Origin of the sequence: Corallococcus sp. CA049B, from assembly GCF_003611685.1 — a bacterium.
GTDB lineage: Bacteria > Myxococcota > Myxococcia > Myxococcales > Myxococcaceae > Corallococcus > Corallococcus coralloides.
The window spans coordinates 1-22132 of sequence record NZ_RAWC01000144.1 but is presented as its reverse complement, the minus strand read 5'-3'; the positions used below and the strand labels follow the sequence as shown (position 1 = coordinate 22132).

Below are 22132 nucleotides of genomic sequence, written 5' to 3'. Positions count from 1 at the left end.
TCGCTTGTGAATCCAGTCCTGGACGTTGCTGGGGATGCGCGTTGCTGGAGGAGGACGCACCTCCTTAGGGTCAGCCTCTCGCTCTTCTCCCAGGAGGTTTCATGCGCCGTGCCGTGTTGCTCATCGCTGCTCTGGGCCTGTCCGCTGTTGGAGCGGTGGCTTGCAAGACCACCCAGCCCCCGGGGACGGAGGACCAGCGGCCCATCCAAGGTCCGGACACGGTCCGCGAGCCCATCCAGAACGTGCCCAACGAACCGGCCGGTCCCGCGGGCCCCATCAATGCGCCAGACGTGGACGGTGGCATCCCCGAGGGCGGCGGGTAGGCTTCCGCGCCATGACGGCGGAGACCACGGTCTACAGGGCGGAGCGCGTGTGGACGCTCGATGCGGAGCGTCCGCGCGCGGAAGCATTGGCGGTGCGTGACGGAAGGTTGCTCGCGGTGGGGACGCTCGCGGAAGCGCGCGCAGCCGCGGGGCCTGAAGCGCGCGAAGTGGACCTGGGCCGCGCCACGGTGGTGCCCGGCCTGGTGGACGCGCACGCGCACATCCATGGCCTGGGGAAGAGCCTGACCACGGTGCGCCTGGAGAGGGCGCCCTCGGTGGAGGTCGTCCTCCAGCGTCTGGCGAAGGCGCCCGCGTCGAGCTTCCAGGGGGACTGGTTGCTCGGCAAGGGGTGGGACCAGAACGAGTGGCCCGGCGCCGCGTTCCCTGGACGCCGCGACCTGGATGCGCGCTTCCCCACGACGCCGGTGTTCCTCATGCGGGTGGATCATCACGCGGCCTGGGTGAACGGCGAGGCGTTGCGCCGCGCGGGCATCACGCGGGACACGCCGGATCCGCCAGGGGGCCGCATCCTCAAGGACGCGAACGGCGAGCCCACCGGCGTCCTCGTGGACAACGCGATGGACGTGGTGGAGGCCGCCATTCCCGCGCCCACGCGCGAGCAATTGGAGACCCGGTTGCGAGCCGCGCTGGAGCGGTGCGCGCAGGTCGGGCTCACGGGCGTGCACGACGCGGGCATGGACCTCCATGCCTTCCGCACGTTGCAGGCGTGGGACGCCGCGGGGACCTTGCCCCTGCGCGTGTACGCGATGGCGGCGGGGCAGGGGGAGCAGCGTCACGCCTACCTGGAGCAGGGGCCGTGGCAGGGGCGTCACCTGTCCATGCGTTCGGTGAAGTTCCTGGCGGATGGAGCGCTGGGGAGCCGGGGCGCGGCGCTGCACGACGACTACAGCGACGAGCCCGGTCAGCGCGGCCTGCTGCTCCTCTCCCCCGAGGAGCTTGAAGCGCGTGCCCAGGCCTTCATGGCCCGGGGCTTCCAGGTGTGCATCCACGCCATTGGAGACCGTGCCAATACATTGGTCGTGGACGTCCTCCTGCGAGGCGCGGAGCGGACGGGCACGCAGGCCCTGCGTCACCGGGTGGAGCACGCGCAGATTCTCCGGCTGGAGGACATCCGGAGATTGGGCGCGGCGGGCCTGGTGGCCAGCGTGCAGCCCACGCACGCCACCAGCGACATGCCCTGGGCACGGACGCGGCTGGGGCCTGAGCGGCTCAAGGGCGCCTACGCCTGGCGCACGCTGAAGGACGCGGGCGCGCACCTGGCGCTGGGCAGTGACTTCCCCATCGAGAACCCGGACGTGCTCGCGGGGCTCTACGCGGCGCGCACGCGGCAGGACGCGAAGGGCTGGCCGGAGGGCGGCTGGTATCCCGAGGAGCGCCTGAGCGCGGCGGAGGCGCTGGAGGGCTTCACGGTGGGGCCCGCGTGGGCGTCCTTCGAGGAGGCGCGGCGCGGAAGGCTGAAGCCCGGCCTGGACGCGGACTTCGTCGCGCTGTCGGAGGATCCGCTGGAGGGGCCCGCGTCAGCGCTGGTGGACGCGCGCGTGCTGGCCACGGTGGTGGCGGGCGCGGAGGTGTTCCGCGCAACCGGGTGACGCGGCTCACCCGCCGAAGATGTGCGAGCGCGCTGCTTCGGCGATGGCGACGACGGCGGGGTGGCGCAGGCGGCGCTCCACGGTGATGGCGTAGAAGCACTGCTCGATTTCGTCGGTGTGCCCGATGGCGGTGACGTTGAACTGCCGCTGCACCTCCGCGTCGATGATGGAGGGCATGGCGAAGATGCCGTGCCCCTTCTGACCGAAGGCCTGGAGCAGCGCGCTGTCGTCGAAGTCACCGGCGATGAGCGGCCGGATGCCGAGCCGCTCGAACCATAGGTCCAGCGAGCGGCGCACCGACGACTCCTCCGACGGCAGCAGCATGGGAGCGCCGTCGAGCGAGCGCGGGAAGTCCTTGCGCAGGTGCGCGAGCGGTTGGGCGGCGAAGAACGTCACGCCGCACTTGCCCAGCAGGTGGTTGAAGGACCGGACGCTGACGGGCTCCGAGCCGGGCGCGTCCGCGAGCACCACGTCCAGCTCATGCAGCGCCAGCTGTGCGAGCAATTGGGGCAGGGGGCTCTCGCGGCAGATGATGCGCAGCGAGGGGCCGGCATCCAGCGCGGGCTTGAGCAACTGCTCGGCGACGAGCTTGGGGATGACGTCGAGCACGCCCACGTTGAGGCGCAGCTGCTGGCCGGTGGGCAGGCCGGAGACGACGTTCTTCAGCTCGTTGCCCAGGCGGAAGATTTCGTCCGCGTAGCGCATGACGGTGCGGCCCACGTCGGACAGGACGAGCTTGCGGCCCTTGCGCTCGAAGAGCTGGTGGCCCAGCGACTCCTCCAGCAGCTTGATCTGCGCGCTGATGGTGGGCTGGGCGAGGTGCAGCTCTTCACTCGCCTTGGCGATGCTGCCCGCCCGCGCAACCGTCCAGAAATACAGGAGATGGTGGTAGTTGAGCCACGCCATGACTTAGGAATAACCGAAGGTTTTCATCCAAACTAGCTCATTTTCTTAAGTGTCGCCTCCGCTTATTTCTACGTCCGTCACCGCGCGATGGGTGCGCGGGGGACTGCTTGGGGAGGTACGCGTCATGGATGCCATCTACGAGGAGCTCGAGTCCACGGCGGAGGGTGTGGAGACGACCGAGGTGGACTCGGCGGAAGTGGAGATGCGGGTGCGGGGGCACCTGGAGCTGGTCCGCCGGCTGGCCTGGAAGTACCGCTGGACGGGCCTGTCGTTGGAGGAGCTGATGGCGGAGGGCAACGTCGGCCTGGTGGAGGCGGCGCGCCGGTTCGAGGAGCGGGGCGTGCCGTTCGGCGCCTACGCGCAGCAGTGGATCCGCGCGCGCATCCGGGCGTACGTGTCCCGCACCTGGAGTGTGGCGGGGGGCCGCGCGCCGTGGATCGTCTTCCAGCTCCGCCGCGAGCGGGCGCGGCTGGAGGCCCGCTGGGGCGAGGGCCACCCGGAGGTGACGAAGCGGCTGGCCGAGGCGCTGGGCAAGAAGGAGGAGGACGTGGTGCGGGGCACGGACGCGCTGGCGAAGGACGTGTCCCTGAACGCGCCCCTGGGCCTGGAGGGGGACGTGACGCGGCTGGACATGCTGGAGTCGGACGAGGACTCGGCGGAGGAGCAGGCGGACCGGGGGGCCTGGGCGGAGAAGCTGCACCAGAGCGTGGCGGCGGCCTGGCCGGAGCTGGACGCGAGGGAGCGGGCGCTGGTGAAGGAGCGGATGCTGGTGGAGGACGGGGTGAGCGCGGAGTTCCTGGCGAAGCGCTTCGGGGTGACGGCGGTGCGCATCCGGCAGATCGAGCAGGGGCTGCGCCAGAAGCTGCGCCAGCGGCTGACGGCGGGATGCACGGCCTGGGACGGCGAAGCGCCCCGGCTGGCGGCCTGAGTGTCGGGCGAGGAGGAGGGGTGGCGGAAAAGGGGTTGACGTCGCGGGCCAGTAACCGTAAATCGGCGCTGCCGCTCGCGGTGCGCGGTTCGCCCAAGTAGCTCAGTCGGTAGAGCAGGGGACTGAAAATCCCCGTGTCGGTGGTTCGATTCCGCCCTTGGGCACACCAGTCAGAAGAATCTGAAGGGCGTCGGACTCCGGTCCGGCGCCCTTTGTTTTTGCGCCTACTTCGCGGCGCGGATGCGTGACGCGAACAGGCCGAACTTCTGGCTGTGGCGCTCGCGCCGGCACCAGTCCTCGATGACGTTCAGGTCCACTTCCTTGCTCCGGGCTTGGAAGACAGCAAGGGCCTGCTCCAAGCCGCTGAAGTCGTTCCAGAAGAGAAAGGACGCGAGTCGGTCCCGGCAGGAGTCGGTCGGTGACAGGACGTGCAGCACCTCGTCGTCACGACGCGCCGTGCTCCAGCTCCTGATCAGGTCGTCACCCACTGCCAGTGGGCCGCTCGGAAACTCCAAAAGGAAGTGCGAGCGTGGGTGACGGTAGAAGTCGCCTTTCCGGATGAAGCCAAGCGCAGCCAACGCCGCTTCGCCTCCTGTTCCCTTGACTGTAATGACGAAGTCGAGGTCTCCAGATTGATATGCGTCTGGCGCGTAGTAGGTCGCCGCGCTTCCACCCGTGAGCACTGCCTGGAATCCGTTGCGCTCCAGCGCCGTGCACACGGCGAAGGCGATATCGGTGAGCGACGAAGTGGGGCTGATCACAAGAGTCCCGGCTTGCCAGCGCGGCGGGGACGGCGCCGTCGCGCGGCGAGCTTGCTCTGGAGAGCTGTGTCGTTCTCGCCAAGTTTCCAAAGCAGCGCGCTGAGCTCCGCGTGCGCGAAATAGCGGGGGTTCAGGGAAACCGTACGCGTGCGCCCCATCAGCCGACTGACAATGATCGCTTCACTTTCGAGCGATGTCAGAATGGACTGGATGGTGAACGGACGGACGCCGAGCAGCGCTGCCAGCTCACTGGGATAGGTCCCTTCGAGTAGACGGATGGCCACGAGTACCGCCGTCCGGGTCGGAGTACCAAAGAGCCGAGAACCTTCTTCGAGCACCCGATGAATCTACCAGGATTATTGGCCATATCGCCAAGAGGCTTGGCGAATCGATGGTTCGATTGCGCCCTTGATCGCACCGATGCGAAGGGCGTCGGACTCCGGTCCGGCGCCCTTTTTCTTTTGTCCGCGCTGGCGGGCGGCGCCGTTACGGAGGGCTGATGCGCCCGGGGGCGCCATTGGCGCCGGCCACGGTGTGGCAGGAGCCGCAGGCCCCGGTGCCCTGCGCGCTGTTCATGGCCCACTGGGTGCCGCCGTGGGTGACGCGGGCGGTGTAGGGGAGCGCGAAGTCCTTCGCGTCTTCGGCCTTGAGGAAGAAGTTGCCGGAGGCATTGGCCGTCAGGGTGTAGGCCTTCTGTTTGGCGTCAGTGATGACGACCTGGGCGCCCTCGAGGCCCGCGCAGTCGTCCGCCTCGTGCGCGGTGGCCTGGACGGTCCCCGCCACCACGAACTTCGGCCCCTCGCCCCGGTCTGTATGGCATTGGATGCAGTTGCCACCGGGATGCATGAGGGCGTTGCCGCTGTCGCCGCCCGTCCACTTCATGCCCGTGGAGCACTCGGAGGTGCTCACCGCTTCCAGACCGCCTCCGCCGCACCCCGTGAAAAGACTACCAGCCGCCAAACACAGCATGAGTATCGAGGGGATGCGTTGTGACATGTGTCACCTCTGGGAGGACTGTGGTCCATTCGAGGCCTTCGCCTCCGCGCTGTCAACGGCACTCCTGGTACGGGGGGCCTGTGGGGCAGGTTGGGAATACGGGAGGGTCCCGGGTGCACATCCGGGCGTGACGCGGTAGATGGGTGTCCCGGAGGAACATCAACGCAATGGACGCGAACGTGGTGGCGGAGCTGGAGAAGGCGGGCGTGAAGGTGGAGGACCCCATGCGCCTGTTCATCCCCGTGGAACGGGACGAACAGGGCCAGGTGAAGCCCGTGGGCGACGAGGTGCCCGTGCGCTTCGGTGACGTCACCGCCCACGTGCGCCTGCAGCCCATCTCCGCGCTGTGGACCGGCGACAAGCAGCCCCCGGACTTCAACCGGCCTCCCTTCCCCGAGTACGAGCCGTTCTTCTTCCTCATCGAGGCCACCGCCGCCGGCTTCTGCCGCGACACCCGCCACGCGGAGGTCGACCAGGAGTTCTCCCAGCTCTACCGGCACCTCGCGCGCCGGCCGGACGGCCACCACAAGAACCCGCTCTTCTCCTACCTGCGCGCCGCCGCCCGCCTGTACCTGTCCCTGCGCGACGTCAGCCAGGCGGAGTTCGAGGCCGTGGCCCAGCGCCTCCACCAGTCCGCCAAGCTGCACTCGGGCCACATCGGCAGCACGAACTACTTCCAGGCCGTGCTCCGGCAGGTGCTGGGCGCATAGCGTCCGGTGGGAGCGCTCGCCGGGCCGCCAGGTGTCTGGCCGCGGCGGCTTCGTGGTGACGACTTGAACTCAGGGCTCGCTGGGAGGCTACCCCATGGGTAGCTTTCCAGCTCGATGCCCTCGCCTTCCTCTTCCGCACGAGAAGCCTTGCTCGAGCAGCGCCTCACGGTGGACCACCTCCGCGAGGTGGCCGGTGAGCAGGTACTCGAGCAAGCCCGGCGGTTGCTCGCCCGGAGGGCGGTGGACGTGAGTCCGCCTTCGCTGGGCCGCCTCCAGGGAACCGTCACCGAAGGGCGCGTGCACACGTTCAACGCGACCATCACCGCGGAACCTGATTCCGAAGAGCTGCTGCTGGGGTGTGAATGCGGCAGGTACTGGAACCAAGGGGTCTGCGCGCACGCGATCGCGGTCGGGCTTGCGTGGATCCGCGCCTCCGCTCCCCATGGGCGAAAGCGCGCGCCCCGCGCTCGACCCACGCAGCCCGCCTCCCCGCGCCTCGCGAAGGCCCCTTCACGGCCCGCCACGCCCGACGCAGTCCAGGCCTGGCTCGTGGAGCACCACGCCGAGCGTGCCCGCACGGTGCCCGTGGCGGTGCTGGCGCCCCTGTTGCCCGGGCCCTTCACCCGACGCTGGCTCCCCGTGCTGCGCAAGGCCACGGTGGTGGATGCGCTGGAGGGCACCTCGAAGCTGGGGCGCTTGAATGACGCCAGCAAGGCCGTCCTCGTGGAGGCCGCCTGGCACTGGGTGCGTGACGAGGCAGGATGCGTCTCGCGGGGACTGGCCCGTGAAGCCTCCGCGAAGCCCTTGCCGCCGCTGACGGATGACCGCCTCGCGCCGCTGAGGGATGCGCTGACGCGGGCCCGCGCGCGGATCCGCACCCAGGCCATGCCCCGGCTGCTGTCGCCATCACCCACGGTCACCCTCCAGGAGCGCCCCCTGCGGCTGCTCGTGACGGAGCCGGAGCTGGCGGCGTGGACGCCCCCGGGGCCGCGCGCGTCCGGGGAGGACGGGGGGCACGTGGTGCTCGACCCTCGCGCCCTGATGGAGGGACGTCCCGGACTGTCCTGTCCGTGCTCCCCCCATGCGGCGGAGGCTTCCTGCGTCCACGCCTTGACCGCGGTGGACGCGGCGCTGGCGCTCCTGGTGCTGCCGCAGCAGGCCTCGCGCGCCGCGAAACTGTCGGAGGGGCTGTTCGAAGCGCCGGGCCGTGAGCTGCTGTCCACGCTGGAGGCGTCGCTCCTGGACCGGGCGCTTCACGCCGCTCCCTCGACCGGGGACTTCGTCACCTTCCGGCTGGAGCCCGAGCCGTCGCGCGGCTGGCGGCTGCGGCCCTACCTGCACGTGCCCGCGAAGAAGGGCGGCCTTTCGCAGGGGCGCGCCGTCACCTGGTACGACCGCGACAAGGCGCTCCGGACGATTCAGGAGCCGGATGAACGCCATGCCTGGTCGCTCCTCGACACGGAAGAGCGAATGGGCAGGAATGGCATGTACCTGGGGGCAGGCTTCGATGCGGCCGCGCCCTACACGCTGCTGCTCCAGGCCCTGCGCTCGCTCGCGCACAGCCCCCGCCTCCGCCTGGCCGGGGCTCCGGACGCGGTCGTGCGGGTGCGAGAAGCGCCGCTGGGCTTCGCCCTGGAAGAGGACGCAAAGTCCCTGCGCCTGCGGCCGGCGGTGGACGGACGCCCCGTGGCCGCGGAGGCCCTGACGCCGCCTCCCGATGGGCCCCAGGCGCCCCAGCCCTGGCTGCTGGTGGAGCCCGGCGAGCCGAGCGTCACCCTGGTGTCCGTTCCCCCTGGCGCGGTCCCCCTGCTTGAGTCCCTGGCGCGCCACGGCGCCTACGTGTCCGAGAGCCAGCGCGAGGCATTGCTGGGGCACCTCTCCGCGCTGGAGGCGGCTTTTCCCGTGGCGCTGCCCCCGTCCCTGGAGCCCCGCCTCGTGGAGGCCAGCCCGGGCCTGCTGGCGCGGCTGCGCGCGGTGGAGGACTCCGCGCTGGAGGTCTCGCTCCTCGTCAGGCCCCTGCCGGAGGCGCCCCCCCAGCCCGTGGGCGAGGGCGCTCCCGCGCTCCGAGGCCTGCGCGGCAAGGAGCGCGTCATGGTCCGGCGCGACCTGGAGGCGGAGCGGAAGGAGGCGGACGCGCTCCTCGCACGTCTGTCATTGCCGGCCGGGGTGTATCACTTCACGCGCGACACCGCGGAGGACGCGCTCCAGTTCCTGGAGGCGCTGGAGCCGCTCGCGGGCCCCTCGGTGCGCGTGGAGTGGGCGGAGCAACCGTGGAGGGTGACGCGCGTGGAGACCGCGAACGTGCGGGTCCAGGTCCTGCGGGAGCACGACTGGTTCGGCGCGAAGGGGGGCGTGGAGCTGGACGGCACACGCGTGGAGCTGGCGGTCCTGCTGGACGCCGTGCGCCGCCGCCAGCGCTACGTCCCGCTGGGGAAGGGGCGCTGGATGCGCCTGACGGAGGCGCTGCGCGAGCAGCTGACCCCGCTCGCGGACGTGGCGCACCCGGGACGCAAGGGACTGGAGGTGAGCGCCGCGGCGGCGCCCGCGCTCGACACACTGGAGAAGGCGGGCGCGCGAGTCCAGGCGCCTCCGGACTGGCGCCAGCTGGCGAAGCGCATCCGTGATGCCCACGCGCGCGCGGTGCGCGTGCCCCGGAGCCTGAAGGCGGAGCTGCGCGACTACCAGCGCGAGGGCTTCGTGTGGCTTGCGCGGCTGACCTCATGGGGCGCGGGCGCGTGCCTCGCGGATGACATGGGATTGGGCAAGACGGTCCAGGCGCTGGCCCTGCTGCTGTCCCGCGCGGCGATGGGGCCCGCGCTGGTGGTGGCGCCCACGTCCCTGCGCGGCAACTGGATGCGCGAGGCCGACCGCTTCGCGCCGTCCCTTCGCGTGCACGTCTGGCAGGACGCGGACCGGGACTCCCTTCCGGCCCGGCTGGGGCCCCGCGACGTGCTGATCATCAGCTACGGGCTCCTGACGCGGGATGCGGCGAAGCTCGCGGACGTGACGTTCGCCACGCTGGTGGTGGATGAAGCGCAGGCGGTGAAGAACCCGGACACGGCCCGGGCCCGCGCGCTGCGCGGCGTGAAGGCCGAGGCCCGCGTGGCCCTCACCGGCACACCCGTGGAGAACCGCCTGTCCGAGCTGTGGAGCCTCTTCCACCTGCTCTTCCCCGGTCTGCTGGGCGGGCGTGAGTCCTTCCATGCGCGGTTCGCCATCCCCATCGAGCGGGACCGGAACGCGGACGCGCGCGCGTCCCTGGCCCGGCTGGTGCGGCCCTTCCTCCTGCGCCGCACCAAGGCCCAGGTGGCGCGCGAGCTGCCCCCGCGCGTGGAGACCGTGGTGCCCGTGACCCTGTCGGACGCCGAGCGGCGCGTGTACGACGACGTGCGGCTCGCGGCCCTGGCCCGCCTGGGCGAGGGGACTCCTGGCGGGGACCAGCGCTTCGAGATGCTGGCCGCGCTCACCCGGCTGCGATTGGCCGCCTGTCATCCCCGCCTGGTGGATCCGGACACGGGGCTGTCCTCCTCCAAGCTGGAGCGCGTGCTGGAGCGGGTGGACGAGCTGCTGGCGGAAGGGGGCCGCGCGCTCGTCTTCAGCCAGTTCGTGCGCCATCTGGCGCTGGTGCGCGACGCGCTGGAGGCCCGGGGCATCTCGTTCCAGTACCTGGACGGGCGGACGCCCGCGGCGGAGCGGCAGGCGCGCGTGGAGGCCTTCCAGCGAGGGGAGGGCGCGCTCTTCCTCATCTCGCTCAAGGCGGGCGGCACCGGCCTCAACCTCACCGGCGCCGACCATGTCCTCCACCTGGATCCATGGTGGAACCCCGCGGTGGAGGACCAGGCCTCCGACCGGGCCCACCGCATCGGGCAGACGCGCCCCGTCACCGTGTCGCGGTTCGTGTCGGAGGGCACCATCGAGGAGGCCATCCTCGCCCTCCACGCGGAGAAGCGGGACCTGGCGGACAGCCTGCTGTCGGAGGCGGACGGCGCCGCCGCCCTGTCCCCCGCGCAGCTCCTGGGGCTGCTGCGCTTTGGTGGAATCCGCGAGGATTGAGCCCATCTGGAATAGGGTGCGCCTTCGCCCGTTCCCGGGCGCCGCAGTGGTCCCTCGCCAGGAGCAAGGATGTTCCGTCCGCCGTTGTCGTGGTTCGCCTGTCTGGCCCTCCTGGGTGCGCCCCAGGCCGGGGCCCAGGCCGTCTCCGAGCCCTCCGCGAAGCCAGGCTCGGACATCCAGGCCCGCACGCTGAAGAACGGGCTCACCGTCATCGTGTGGCCGGACCACGACATCCCCAACGTGGCGCTCGCCAACTGGTTCCGCGTGGGCAGCCGCAACGAGCGCCCCGGCATCACCGGCCTGTCCCACTTCTTCGAGCACATGATGTTCAACGGCGCGAAGAAGTACGGCCCCGGTGAGTTCGACCGCGTCATGGAGGCCAACGGCGGCTCCAACAACGCCTTCACCTCCGAGGACGTCACCGTCTACCTGGACTGGTTCCCGGCCTCCGCGCTGCCCCTCATCCTGGACCTGGAGCAGGACCGGCTCCAGTCGCTCTCCTTCGACCCCAAGGTCATCGAGTCCGAGCGCGGCGTCGTCTACTCCGAGCGCCGCTCGGGCGTGGACAATGACAACAACGGCGCGCTCCAGGAGCAGCTGCAGGCCACCGCCTTCGTCGCGCACCCGTACCAGATTCCCGTCATCGGCTGGCCGTCCGACATCGAGTCCTGGCGCATGGAGGACCTCCAGCGCTACTTCAAGACGTACTACGCCCCCAACAACGCCACGCTCGTCCTCGCGGGTGACCTGGATCCGGCCCGCGTCTTCGAGCAGGTGGAGGCCACGCTGGGCACCATCCCCTCGCAGCCCGCGCCGGAGCCCGTGCGCACGAAGGAGCCCGAACAGCAGGGCGAGCGGCGCATCGTCGTGAAGAAGCTGGCGCAGTCCCCGCTGCTCCAGGTCGCCTACCACGGCCTCGCCGCCAACGACCCGGACATGGAGACGCTGGAGCTGTTGGGCCTCATCCTCACGCACGGGGACTCGTCGCGCCTGCACCGCAAGCTGGTGGACGAGGCGCGCGTGGCCATCCGCGTCCGGAGCACCACCGCCGGGGGCTTCGACCCGTCGCTCGTCTGGTTCGCCGTGGACCTGCCGCCGGGCGGTGACCTGGCGAAGACCGAGGCGCTGCTCAACGCGGAGCTGGCCCGCGTGGTGAAGGACGGCGTCACCGACGCGGAGCTGCGCAAGGCGCGCAACGTGGCCCTGTCCACCTTCTGGCGCAAGCTGGAGACCAACAGCGGCCGCGCCCGCGAGCTGGGCAACGCCGCCACCTTCCGCGGAGACTGGAAGGCCCTGTTCGAGGCGCCCGCGCGCTACGAGCAGGTCACCCGCGACGGCGTGAAGGCGCTGGCCGCCCGCATCCTCAACCCCGACCACCGCACCGTGGGCTGGCTCGTCCCCACCACGGCTCCCGCTGCCCCGGCCAGCAAGGAGGCCGCGCGATGAGTGCTCCCTTCCGCCTTCGTTTCCCGGGTCCCCCCATGATGCGCTCCGCCCTCGCCGCGTTGCTGTTCACCTCCGCGTGCGCGACCACGCCGGCGCCCGCGCCCACCGCCGCGCCCACGCCGCCCCCGGCGCCGGAGGCACCGTCCACGCCCGCGCCCGCGGTCCCGCTGTCCACGAAGGGCGTGACGCTGCCGGAGACGACCTCCGTCACGCTGAAGAACGGCGTGCGGTTGCTCCTCGTGGAGAAGCACGAGCTGCCGCTGGTGTCCTTCAGCGCGTGGCTCAAGGGCGGCGCCGTCACCGACCCCGCCGGCAAGGAGGGCCTGGCCGCGCTCACCGCCAAGCTGCTCCAGAAGGGCGCGGGCTCCCGCAACGCCCAGCAGTTCGCCGACGCCGTGGACGGCGTGGGCGGCGAGCTGGAGATCATTCCCGGACGCGAGGCGCTCGTCCTCAATGGCAGCTTCCAGTCCCGCGACACCGCGCTGATGGTGGAGCTGCTGTCGGACATGCTCGTGCGCCCCCGCTTCGACGCGCAGGAGCTGGAGAAGGCCCGCGCGCTGCGCGTGTCGGAGATTGCCTCCGCCAAGGACGGCGACCCGCGCGCGCTCATCGGCGTGTACTTCAACGCCTTCCACTTCCCCTCGCACCCGTACGGCGGCTCCGCGGTGGGCAGTGAGGCGTCGCTGCCGGGCATCAGCCGGAGCGACGTGCTCGGCTGGGCGAAGGCGAACCTGGGCGGAGACCGGCTCATCCTCTCCGTCGTGGGCGACTTCGACGCGAAGCAGCTGGCCGCGAAGCTGGAGGCCGCGCTGGGCGGATGGGCCCCGGCGGCGCAGTCGTTCGCCGCGGTGCCGCCCACCGCGCCCACGAAGGGCCGTCACGTGCTGCTGGTGGACAAGCCCGACGCCACCCAGACCTACTTCGCCATCGGCAACACGGGCATCCGCCGCACCGACCCGGACCGCGTCGTGGCGGAGCTGGGCAACACCGTGCTGGGCGGCCGCTTCACCTCACTGCTCAACACCGAGCTGCGCGTGAAGACCGGCCTCACCTACGGTGCGCGCTCCTCGCTGGCCACGGCCCTCCAGCCCGGCACCGTCGTCCTCACGTCCTATACCCAGACGGCTTCCACGGGCCGTGCCATCGACCTGGCGCTGGATGTGCTCGCGCGCTACCGCCAGGACGGCATGGATGACGCCATGCTCGCCTCCGCCAAGGCCTACGTGCTGGGGCAGTTCCCGCCGACGCTGGAGACCGGGGAGCAGCTGGCCATGAAGCTGTCGGAGCTGGCCTTCTACGGGCTGGACGCGCAGGACGTGAACGGGTTCGCGGACGCCGTGTCCGCCTCCACCCGTGGCAGCGTCCACACCGTGCTCCAGCGCGTCCTGCCCGCCCAGGAGGACCTGACGTTCGTCCTCATTGGCAAGGCGGAGGCCCTGCGCGACGTGGCCCGCAAGTACGGGCCCGTCACGGAGATGAAGATCTCCGACAAGCGCTTCGCCCCGCCGGCGGCGCCGGGCCGATAAATGTCAGACGGAGGTGGGCGCAAGTCTTGAAGTGCGCCCACCGGAATTACCCATCAAAAATTAAATATCCAGCAAGTCAGACCCTTCACGTATAGCAGGCGGTGTCTGGTCGGGGCCGGGACCGGACAATCATTGCCCACTGCTTGTCACGAAGGGTCCTCCATGTCCTTGCGACGTCTGTCTTTGTTGCTCGTCCCCACCTGCGCGGCCTGGCTGGGCTGCGGAGAGGCGGCGCCTTCCTCCGAGGAGGTGAACCCTCCCGGAATCGCCATGGACCCCCGCGAGGGGACCGCGGTCATCGTCAACGAGGACATGCTGCCCGGCTGTGGTGAGCCCGATGCGGGCTCCGGTCCGGTGGACGCGGGCACGTCCGTGCTGGTGACGGCGGACACGCGCTTCCACTCCAGCGCCGGGGTGACGGTGGTGCCCCAGAACCTGGCCGGGCGAGACCTGGAGATCCTCGTCCCCAAGGGCATCTCCTTCGACCGGTACACCGGCACTCCGGTGGCGGGGGGCATGCGCTTCGACAACGTTCCGGAGGGTGAGTACTTCCTGCGCTCGAGCCAGAGCTACTTCCTCACGCGCGAGCGCCACTTCGACCTGGGCGTCAACCGCATTGGCCGGCCGGACGCGGTCTATCTGCCGCAGACCGACTCCCCCGTGTCCGTGGAGCTCTTCAACCTGGAGCCCTGGCAGGACTATTCGTCCATCTCCGAGCCGGGCAGCTCCGTGCAGCTCATCAGCGCGGACGTGGACCTGTACAGCTCGTTGTACGTGTGGGCCCAGGCCGGCGACACGTCCATCGTCGACCCGTACTCCTCCGCGTTCTTCAGCACCGCCTACGGGGCGCCCGTCCTGGATGCGTCGAAGGGCGACCGCATCTACGTGAACCAGCTCAACTCCGTGCAGGCCGGGACGCTGCCGAGCGGCGGGACCCTGGCGTACCAGTCGCTGGTGAGCAGCGCGCACCTGCCGTCGTTCTCGTTCACGCCGGACGGCACCACTCCGCTGCCGCTGGCGGCCACGTCGCAGCCCGTGAGGCAGACGCCCTTCTCCCTGGAGTGGCGCCTGAACCAGTTCACCCGCTGGCGCTCGGACGCGAACCCCAACGGCACGCTCAACTATCCCTCGTTGTCGCTGGTGCCCGCGCCGTTCGGCTTCCAGCACGGCTGGGTGGGCTATCAGGGGGAGCTGTTCAACATGTGGCTGCCGCGCGGTGAGGACGGCGTCATCGCGAGCCGGCTGGCCTACGGCAATCCCTATCCGTCCAGCTGGGGCGTGGTGGGCTCCGCCGGCTATTCGTTCCGGTCCCCGACGCCCGTCGTCATCGGGAACCGGAACCACTACCCCAGCGGCAGCATCTTCGTCACCGACCGGCTGGACCACCTCATCGCCGGTCCCATCCAGCCGCCCGTCTCGCCGCCGCGGGAGCTGCGCATCGACGGCGTGGACGCCTATGTGTCGCGCGTGGTGGGCACCAACCAGCCCCTCATCTCCTGGCGGCCTCCCGTCCTGGGCACGGCCCGGAACTATGTGGTGTCCGTCATCCAGTTGACCGCCAGCCCCGGCGCCAACCCGACGCTGCGCTTCTACGTGCCCGGTGACCGGATGCATGTCCGCCTGCCGCCAGGCCTGCTGCTGCCCGCGTCGACCTACTACGTGCGGGTGAGGGCGGAGGGCTCTCCGAACTATGAGCCCTCGCGCTCTCCGTACGTCACCGGGGAGCTGCTGCCCATCATCACCGCGGAAACGTTCAGCGCCGTCATCACCACGCCGTAGTCCCGCTGTGGCGGCCCGCTACCGCGCAGGCTGGCGGTGGCGGGCCATGCACTGCTGGTAGCGGGCGTCCACCGACTTCGCGAACCACGCGGTGGAGCGCTCGCCGCTCAGCTTCACGCTCTTGAGCGTCACCTGGGGCAGCTGGGCGTAGGCGGGCGCCTGCCCCATCCGGTTCGCGTACACGCGCTTCACCGCCAGGTACGTGTCCGTCTTCTCGAAGTCCGCCGTCTTCTCCTCCTTCACGTCCCGGCGCACCCGGCGCTCGCTCAGGTCCGGCGCGTAGCGCTCACGGAAGAGGAGCAGCGCCTTGAGGCTCTGGCTGTCCTCGCCGCGCGGCTCACCGTCCTTGTCATACAGCTGGAGGTCGCCGTCGGTCGCCAGGGCGACGCCGGTGAGCCGGCTGACCTGCGCCTGGAGCGCGGCGTTGCGCGAGCTGTAGACGCCGCTGTTGTAGTCCGCGAAGCGGTAGAGCGGTGCGTCGTACGCGGCCTCGAAGCCCAGGAGCCGGGCGGTGCCGTAGCGCACGCCGCCCGCGCGTGTGTAGAGCGACTCGCGCACCGCCACCGGATCCGCGTCCGGGCCCGCCTTCTCCACCGCGTAGCGCACGCTGACCTGCATGGAGCCGGCCGTGGTGACGGGGTTCTGCCCCGCGAACGAGGACGGACCGAACAGCGAGCTGGCCAGGTCCGCGGCCGCGTACGCCGCCGGGTACTCCTGCTCGTAGTACGCCAGCATGTCCCGGAAGAGCCGGTCCAGGTCCCGTTCGGTGCGCAGGGTGTCCAGCCGCGCCCCGAAGGTGCGCTTCGCCCCCTTCGGCTTCGCGGCGAGGACGTCCCCCAGGAGCCGCCGCCCCACGGGGCCCAGCCGTCCCGCGGTGCTGTCCAGCTTCTGACGCACCATCCTGGGCAGCCCCGGCACCGCGGGGTCCGCCTGGAAGCCGGACTCCTGTTCGATGACGGCCAGCACCTGACACACCTCCGACGCCGCGGCGGGAATCGCCTCCGCGTCCAGCGCCGCCAGCACGTCGCCCGCCCAACCCTCGCGCTCCGCCCCCTTCACCTTCGCGGGCAGCAGCCGGGCCACCTGCGCCACCGACAACGTGGGCGGCGCTGGCACCTGGGTCACCACCGGCGCTCGGGACGCGCAGGCCGTGAGCGCCAGCAGCACCCCCACGCACAGCCCTCCGGTCCACCGGCGCCCGGCGCTCCGCGTCATGTCAGCCCCCTGAGGCATCCTTCCGCCCGTCTCATGAAACATTTTTTGAGACATCCTGGAGGCACGTCCGTTCCCTCGGGAGAGCCGGTGAAGAGCTGCAATCCTGTTGAAAAATTTCAGAACGGCAATTCAGGTTCTCCAGGTTTGGTCGGCAGGGCGGGGGAAAGTGGCTAAACGTACTTTCTCCAAAAAGAAGTTGCTCTGATGATTTCAAGTGTGTCACGTATCATCCCGCTGTTTCTTCATGGAGGTATCGCGTTGGCTCATCGACTGTTGAAGACGATTGGCGCGGCCTGGTTGGGCGTGGCTCTGACGGCGTGCGGTACGCAGGGCTCCTCGGGCGAAGAGGTGCAGGCGCCTGAGCAGGAGAAGTCGGGCGAGGACATCCAGAGCACGCTGAACGCGCTCGGTGGCGCCCAGGTGCTGGGCGTGCACGCGGACGGCATCCCGGACAGCATCCGGGGCGAGCTGGGCCGGGTGGAGCGGACGCTGAACACGCTGGACGCGAGCCGCCAGGCGTTGGCGGGCGTGGCCCCGGCGTTCCGGCTGAACGCGGACGACATGGTGTTGCGCAAGTCGAACACCGACGAGCAGGGCAACCAGCACCTGCGCTTCACGCAGACGAAGAACGGCCTGGAAGTGGTCGGCGGTGAGCTGGTGGTGCACGTGCGCCCGGACGGCACGGTGTTCCGCGCCAACGGTTCCGCGCGCGACGGCCTGAGCGTGTCCGCGCTGCCGCGCATCGCGGCCACGTCCGCGCGGGAAGCGGCGCTGAGCGCGACGGTGGGCACGGGCCTAGAGGCCCAGGGTGCTCCCCGCCTGGTGTACGTGCGCACCGAGGAAGGCGCGCTGCGCCTGGCGTACGAAGTGACGGTGACGGGTGAGAACAACCTGATGCCGCTGCGCGACCGCGTGTACGTGAGCGCCCAGGACGGCTCCATCGTGCTGCGCGCGCCGCAGATCCACTCCGCGCTCAACCGCAAGGTCTACAGCGCGAACAACGGCACCAGCACCCCGGGCACGCTCAAGCGCAGCGAGGGCCAGGCGGCCATCGGTGACTCGCATGTCGACACGAACTACGACATGCTGGGCTACACCTACAACTGCTACAAGACGCTGTTCAACCGCGACTCGCTGAACAACGCGGGCACGGCGCTCATCAGCACGGTGCACTACAGCCGCAACTACGTGAACGCCTACTGGGACGGCACCCAGATGGTGTACGGCGACGGCGACGGCGTGAACTCCATCGAGCTGGGCAAGGACGCGGACGTCACGGTCCACGAGCTGACCCACGCGGTGACGGAGTACGAGTCCAACCTCACGTACTCCGGCCAGTCCGGCGGCCTCAACGAGGCCATGTCCGACACCTTCGGCGCCATCTGCGAGAGCTGGGCCTCTGGCACGTGGAGCACCGCGGCGGACATCTGGATGGTGGGCGAGGACGTCTGGACGCCGGGCACGGCGAACGACGCCTTGCGCTACATGGACGACCCGGCGAAGGACGGCGCGTCGCTCGACTGGGCGCCGAACTACAACGGCCAGGACGTGCACTACACGTCCGGCATCCCGAACCTGGCGTTCGCGCTGCTCTCCAAGGGTGGCGTGCACCCGCGCGGCCGCAGCACCATCAACGTGCCGGCCATCGGCGTCGAGAAGGCCGGCCGCATCTGGTACAAGGCCAACACCGACCTCTACACGGCGAGCACGACGTACGTGCAGGCCAAGGCCTGGACCATCCAGGCGGCGGTGGACCTGGGCTACGACCAGGCCACGCAGGACGCGGTGAAGGCGGCCTGGGAAGCGGTGGGCGTGGGCGTGACGGTTCCGCCCCCGACCTCCACCCCGCTGACCAACGGCACGGCGGTGACGGGCCTGTCCGACAGCTCGGGCAACAAGAAGTACTTCTCGCTGGTCGTCCCCGCGGGCGCCACGAACCTGAAGTTCACCACGACCGGTGGCACGGGTGACGTGGACCTGTACGTGCGCTTCGGTGCGGCGCCTGACGCGTCCACCTACGACTGCCGTCCGTACGCCGGTGGCAACGCGGAGACGTGCACCATCACCAACATCCAGGCGGGCACGTACTACGTGATGCTGAACGCCTACTCCACCTACTCCGGCGTGACGCTGACGGGCAGCTTCACCACGGGCACCGGCGGCGGCAACGTGCTGAACAACAACGTGCCGGTGACGGGCATCTCCGGCGCCTCCGGCTCCTTCACCCAGGAGTGGATCACCGTGGACGTGCCGGCGAACAAGGCGGTCACCATCAGCACCTCCGGTGGCACGGGTGACGGCGACCTGTACGTGCGCTTCGGCTCCTCGCCGACGACCTCCACGTACGACTGCCGTCCGTACAAGTCCGGCAACGCGGAGTCGTGCACCATCACCAAGACGACCGCGGGCAAGTACTACGTGAAGATCAACGGGTACTCGGCCTACTCGGGCGTGACGCTCAAGGCCGTCTGGTAGTCGCATCCGCTTCCAGCCCGGCTCCCTTCGCGTGAAGGGAGCCCGGGACGAAGACAGGCACCCGGGGAGCCTCATGGCTTCCCGGGTGTCGTCGTTTCAGGCGTTGGAAGGAGCGCGGGTTAGCGCCGCACCTGCACGTCGCGCGCGACGGTGCGGCCGCCCATGAGCACGAACTGCGCGCGCACCGGGGTGCCCTCCTGGAGTTCCTTGAGGGGTACGCGCTGCCCCTGACGCAGGCCGCGGCTGCGCTGGTCGAGCTGGAGCTCGTAGACGGTGCCTTCACCGTCGCGCACGTGCAGGGTGTTCCTGCCCACGCGCGTCACCCGGCCGCTCACCGTGCTGGACGCGATGATGACCTGCTCCAGCGGCCGGTTGGCGGAGGTGTCCGTCACCGCCGCCTGCGCCGCCTTGGCCGCGCCCTCGTACCAGGCCTCGTCGTCGCTGGCCTGCACGGCCTGGGCGCCAATCATCACCCGGCCCTCGGCGGGCGCCTGCGTGGCGGGCGTGCCGTCCCGGTTGGGCTGGGACTGCTGTTGGGCGTTGGCCTGCTGGGGCCGGGTGGGAGCATTCGTGGGGCCCTGCGCCGTGGCGCCCTGGGCGGGTTCGTTGACGCGGGGGCCTGGCAGCGGCCGGGCACCGGGCGGAGGAGGCGCCGTGTCCGGAGGCACCTGCGCGTTCGACGTGGGCCGCGCGTCGCCGCTGGGGACGCGGTCGCCGTCCACCGTGGTCTGCGCCAACGCGGGCGTGGCCGGCACCATCAGTCCGCCGCTCGCGGAGTCTCGGGTCCGCATCGTCGCCGGTGCCGCAGGCACCGTGTCCTCGGTGTCCGTCTCCCGACAGCCGGAAGCGAGCGAGCACAGCCCCACCATCCCCAACCACATCCAACGTCCACCCATCCGCCAACCCTCCCGCAGGCGAACCTGCGGACGACCCCCTGCCGTTGCAAGCGTCCGACGTGCGACGGGGTGTTGGCTTCTGGATGGCGGAGGCTACGCGGGGAAGGTGGCGGCCACGGCGCGCACGTGCTCGCGCACCAGCGCCCTGGCGTCGAGCAGCTCCGTCGCATTCGAGGGCGTGTAGCCCAGGCACAGCACCACGTCGTCCTCGGGGGCCGCGCGCGTGCCCAGCGCCGCGTAGTCGAGCGAGCGCGGCGCGGGTTCGCCTTCCGTGTCATGGATGAAGCGGCCGAACACGGTGGCCTGCCCGTCGCGGCCGGGCGCCGTCTCCTTGAGGGCGAAGAGGCGGCGCACGGCGGCGAGCGGTTCGGGACGCTCGCGCAGGAGGTCCGGGGACGCGGGGCCTCCCAGCTCCCACTCGAGGAGCTTCAGGCAGCCGCGCACGAACTCCACGTCGGTGATGACCAGCCCGTACAGGTACCAGTCCGCGCACGCGGCCTGGACCAGCCGCGCCTGTGCGTCGGTGAGCCAGCCGAAGGACGGACAGGTGAACGTCTCACAGAGGGTGGCGCGGTAGACGCCGCAGTCGCGCAGGTCCGTGCCGCCCGTCACCAGCGGGTGGCCCAGGCAGCCCACGCGCTGGTGCTCCGCGTCCAGGAAGCCCAGCAGGGGACACACCCGCACGATGGGGAAGAGCGCGGGGGCGTCCCGGTTCGCGGTGAGCTCGCGCGCGGCCTCGCCGTAGGCCTCGGGCGTGTGGGGCGTGCGGGAGAGCCGCTCGGTCTGCGTCGCGAGCCTGCGGGTCAGCGCCGCGCGCGAGTGGTCGCGGAAGTTGTAGAGGCCGCAGCAGGCGCCGCACGAGGCGCCCTTTCCGGGCTGGCACAGGTGGAAGGAGACGGACATGTCAGAACCAGTCCGGACGCATGCGCGCGTAGGAGTCCTCGCCCGTGCGGCACAGGTGGGCGAGCAGCGGCACTCGCGGCACCTCCACCGCGAACCAGTACTGCGCGGCGGCGAGCTTGCCCTCGTAGAAGGCGGTGTCCTCCGGCGTGGGCGCGCGGGCGAGGCCCTCCTTCGCGGCGGCTGCCTGCGCGAGCCAGCGCCACGCCACGGCCACCACGCTGAAGAGCTCCAGGAAGTCCGTGCTGTGGCGGAGCATCACGTCCACTTCGCCCGCCATGCCGCGCGCGCCCAGCTCCAGCGTGAGGGCCGCGGCCTGCTGGAGCGCGTCCTCCAAGGCCTCACTCCACGCGGGCTCTGCTCCCGCGGCGCGGGCGCGGGCGGTGGTGGCCCGCACCTCCTCGTCGAGCGCCTGGAGCGCGGCGCCGCCCTCCGCCACCGCCTTGCGCCCGAGCAGGTCCAGGCCCTGGATGCCGGTGGTGCCCTCGTGGATGCTGTTGAGCTTCTGGTCGCGCAGCCACGCTTCCGGCAGGTACTCGCTGGAGTAGCCGTAGCCGCCGTGAATCTGGAGCGCGAGCGCGTTGGCTTCGAAACCCTTCTCCGCGGGGAACGTCTTGGCGATGGGCGTGAGCAGGTCCAAAAGCAGCTGCGCGCGCTTGCGCGTGGCTTCGTCCGGGGCGTGGTGCGCGAGGTCCGCCTGCGTGGAGGTGGTGAGCAGGAGCGCGAGGCCGCCCTCCACGATGGCCTTCTGGCGCAGCAGCATGCGCCGCACGTCCGCGTGCTCGATGATGGGGGACTGGGCGCGCGTGGTGTCGCGGATGCCGGCGGGGCGGCCCTGGGGGCGCTCACGCGCGTAGGCGAGCGACTCCTGGTAGGCGACGGCGGCGGTGGAGACGCCGTTGAGGCCCACCATGATGCGCGCCTCGTTCATCATCTGGAACATGCACGCGAGCCCGCGTCCGGGCTGGCCCACGAGCCAACCGTGACAGTCATTGGCTTCGCCGAAGTTGAGGACGAGGCTGGGCAGGCCGCGCCAGCCAATCTTGTGGATGACGCCGGCCACCTGGACGTCGTTGGGGACGAAGGTGTCCCCCTGGGGCCTCTTCGCGGGCACGGCGAAGAGGGACACGCCGCGCGTGCCGCCCTCCGCGCCCTCGATGCGGGCGAGGGTGAGGTGCACGACGTTGTCGGTGAAGTCCTGGTCGCCGCCGCTGATGAAGATTTTGGAGCCCTGGAGGCGGTAGGAGCCGTCCGGCGCGGGCGTGGCGCGCGTCTTCACGTCCGCGAGGCTGCTGCCGGCCTGTGGCTCGGTGAGGGCCATGGTGCCGGTCCACTCGCCGCGGTACAGCCGGGCCATGAAGGTGTCGCGCAGGAAGGGCGTGCCGAAGACTTCGAGCAGGTGCGCGGCGCCAATCGTGAGGCCCAGGTAGCCGTAGGCGCTCAGGTTGGCGGCCATGAGGTAGGCGCTGGCCACGGCGTGCACGGTGAGCGGGAGCTGCTGGCCGCCGACGTCGGGCGGGCGGGTGGCGGTGAGCAGGCCCAGGTCGACCATGCCGGCGTAGAGCGAGCGCATGGCCGGATGGACGCGCACGCGGCCGTGTTCGAAGA

Annotated in this window: 17 protein-coding genes and 1 tRNA gene; 10 read left to right on the top strand and 8 right to left on the bottom strand. The window is 70.7% G+C overall.

Going from position 1 to position 22132, the window contains the following annotated elements; all coding sequences use genetic code 11:
• Nucleotides 1-101: 101 nt before the first annotated feature.
• Nucleotides 102-323 (top strand): hypothetical protein, encoded by a 222-nt coding sequence (locus tag D7W82_RS26505; protein ID WP_120621019.1) that lies wholly within the window; start codon nucleotides 102-104, stop codon nucleotides 321-323.
• 11 nt (nucleotides 324-334) lie between these two features.
• Complete coding sequence (locus D7W82_RS26500; RefSeq protein ID WP_120621018.1) at nucleotides 335-1933, top strand: amidohydrolase; 1599 nt, start codon at nucleotides 335-337, stop codon at nucleotides 1931-1933.
• Nucleotides 1934-1939: 6 nt separating this feature from the next.
• Here the strand turns inward: D7W82_RS26500 and nhaR are convergent, their stop codons facing one another.
• Nucleotides 1940-2839 carry a transcriptional activator NhaR gene (gene nhaR, locus D7W82_RS26495; RefSeq protein WP_014393518.1) on the bottom strand — a complete coding sequence of 300 codons (900 nt, stop codon included), beginning with the start codon at nucleotides 2837-2839 and terminating at the stop codon, nucleotides 1940-1942.
• A gap of 124 nt (nucleotides 2840-2963) precedes the next feature.
• On the opposite strand from nhaR, the gene D7W82_RS26490 reads away from it, so the two are divergent.
• Together D7W82_RS26490 and D7W82_RS26485 are read left to right on the top strand one after the other, a co-directional pair.
• The gene (locus D7W82_RS26490; RefSeq protein WP_120621017.1) at nucleotides 2964-3767 is read left to right on the top strand and encodes a sigma-70 family RNA polymerase sigma factor; all 804 of its coding nucleotides are present in this window, start codon (nucleotides 2964-2966) and stop codon (nucleotides 3765-3767) included.
• A 91-nt stretch (nucleotides 3768-3858) separates the two neighbouring features.
• Nucleotides 3859-3931: transfer RNA gene (locus tag D7W82_RS26485), tRNA-Phe, on the top strand.
• 60 nt (nucleotides 3932-3991) lie between these two features.
• On the opposite strand, the gene D7W82_RS26480 is transcribed toward D7W82_RS26485, so the two are convergent.
• The 3 genes from D7W82_RS26480 to D7W82_RS26475 all read right to left on the bottom strand — a co-directional run bounded on the left by D7W82_RS26480 (nucleotide 3992) and on the right by D7W82_RS26475 (nucleotide 5437).
• Nucleotides 3992-4528: a hypothetical protein gene (locus tag D7W82_RS26480; protein ID WP_120621016.1), complete on the bottom strand. Its 537-nt coding sequence runs from the start codon at nucleotides 4526-4528 to the stop codon at nucleotides 3992-3994.
• Nucleotides 4525-4866: a helix-turn-helix transcriptional regulator gene (locus tag D7W82_RS40175; RefSeq protein WP_147439543.1), complete on the bottom strand. Its 342-nt coding sequence runs from the start codon at nucleotides 4864-4866 to the stop codon at nucleotides 4525-4527. The genes D7W82_RS26480 and D7W82_RS40175 overlap by 4 nt, the downstream gene beginning before the upstream one ends.
• Before the next feature lie 148 nt (nucleotides 4867-5014).
• Nucleotides 5015-5437, bottom strand: a complete 423-nt coding sequence (locus tag D7W82_RS26475; RefSeq protein WP_120621015.1) for a hypothetical protein — start codon at nucleotides 5435-5437, stop codon at nucleotides 5015-5017.
• Between the two features lie 254 nt (nucleotides 5438-5691).
• On the opposite strand from D7W82_RS26475, the gene D7W82_RS26470 reads away from it, so the two are divergent.
• The 5 genes from D7W82_RS26470 (at nucleotide 5692) to D7W82_RS26450 (ending at nucleotide 15038) form a co-directional block, all read left to right on the top strand.
• A complete protein-coding gene (locus D7W82_RS26470) occupies nucleotides 5692-6234 on the top strand; it encodes a hypothetical protein (RefSeq protein WP_120621014.1) in 543 nt (180 codons plus the stop codon).
• Nucleotides 6235-6381: 147 nt separating this feature from the next.
• A complete protein-coding gene (locus D7W82_RS26465; protein ID WP_233587944.1) occupies nucleotides 6382-10287 on the top strand; it encodes a DEAD/DEAH box helicase in 3906 nt (1301 codons plus the stop codon).
• Between the two features lie 69 nt (nucleotides 10288-10356).
• Complete coding sequence (locus tag D7W82_RS26460) at nucleotides 10357-11733, top strand: pitrilysin family protein (RefSeq protein ID WP_120621012.1); 1377 nt, start codon at nucleotides 10357-10359, stop codon at nucleotides 11731-11733.
• A 35-nt stretch (nucleotides 11734-11768) separates the two neighbouring features.
• Nucleotides 11769-13259 (top strand): pitrilysin family protein, encoded by a 1491-nt coding sequence (locus D7W82_RS26455; protein ID WP_233587943.1) that lies wholly within the window; start codon nucleotides 11769-11771, stop codon nucleotides 13257-13259.
• Between the two features lie 162 nt (nucleotides 13260-13421).
• On the top strand, nucleotides 13422-15038 hold the full coding sequence (locus D7W82_RS26450) for a fibronectin type III domain-containing protein (protein WP_147439541.1): 1617 nt from the start codon (nucleotides 13422-13424) through the stop codon (nucleotides 15036-15038).
• An 18-nt stretch (nucleotides 15039-15056) separates the two neighbouring features.
• On the opposite strand, the gene D7W82_RS26445 is transcribed toward D7W82_RS26450, so the two are convergent.
• Nucleotides 15057-16253, bottom strand: coding sequence for a DUF1615 domain-containing protein (locus D7W82_RS26445; RefSeq protein ID WP_120621009.1), 1197 nt, complete (start codon nucleotides 16251-16253; stop codon nucleotides 15057-15059).
• A 258-nt stretch (nucleotides 16254-16511) separates the two neighbouring features.
• Between D7W82_RS26445 and D7W82_RS26440 the strand changes: the two genes are divergently transcribed.
• Nucleotides 16512-18728: a M4 family metallopeptidase gene (locus D7W82_RS26440; protein ID WP_120621008.1), complete on the top strand. Its 2217-nt coding sequence runs from the start codon at nucleotides 16512-16514 to the stop codon at nucleotides 18726-18728.
• A 119-nt stretch (nucleotides 18729-18847) separates the two neighbouring features.
• Here D7W82_RS26440 and D7W82_RS26435 read toward each other — a convergent pair whose 3' ends face one another.
• The 3 genes from D7W82_RS26435 to D7W82_RS26425 form a co-directional block, all read right to left on the bottom strand.
• Nucleotides 18848-19624: a hypothetical protein gene (locus tag D7W82_RS26435; protein WP_233587942.1), complete on the bottom strand. Its 777-nt coding sequence runs from the start codon at nucleotides 19622-19624 to the stop codon at nucleotides 18848-18850.
• Nucleotides 19625-19717: 93 nt separating this feature from the next.
• Nucleotides 19718-20527, bottom strand: a complete 810-nt coding sequence (locus tag D7W82_RS26430) for a hypothetical protein (RefSeq protein ID WP_120621006.1) — start codon at nucleotides 20525-20527, stop codon at nucleotides 19718-19720.
• Between the two features lies 1 nt (nucleotide 20528).
• On the bottom strand, nucleotides 20529-22132 hold a 1604-nt coding region (locus D7W82_RS26425), incomplete at its 5' end, for an acyl-CoA dehydrogenase (protein ID WP_147439540.1).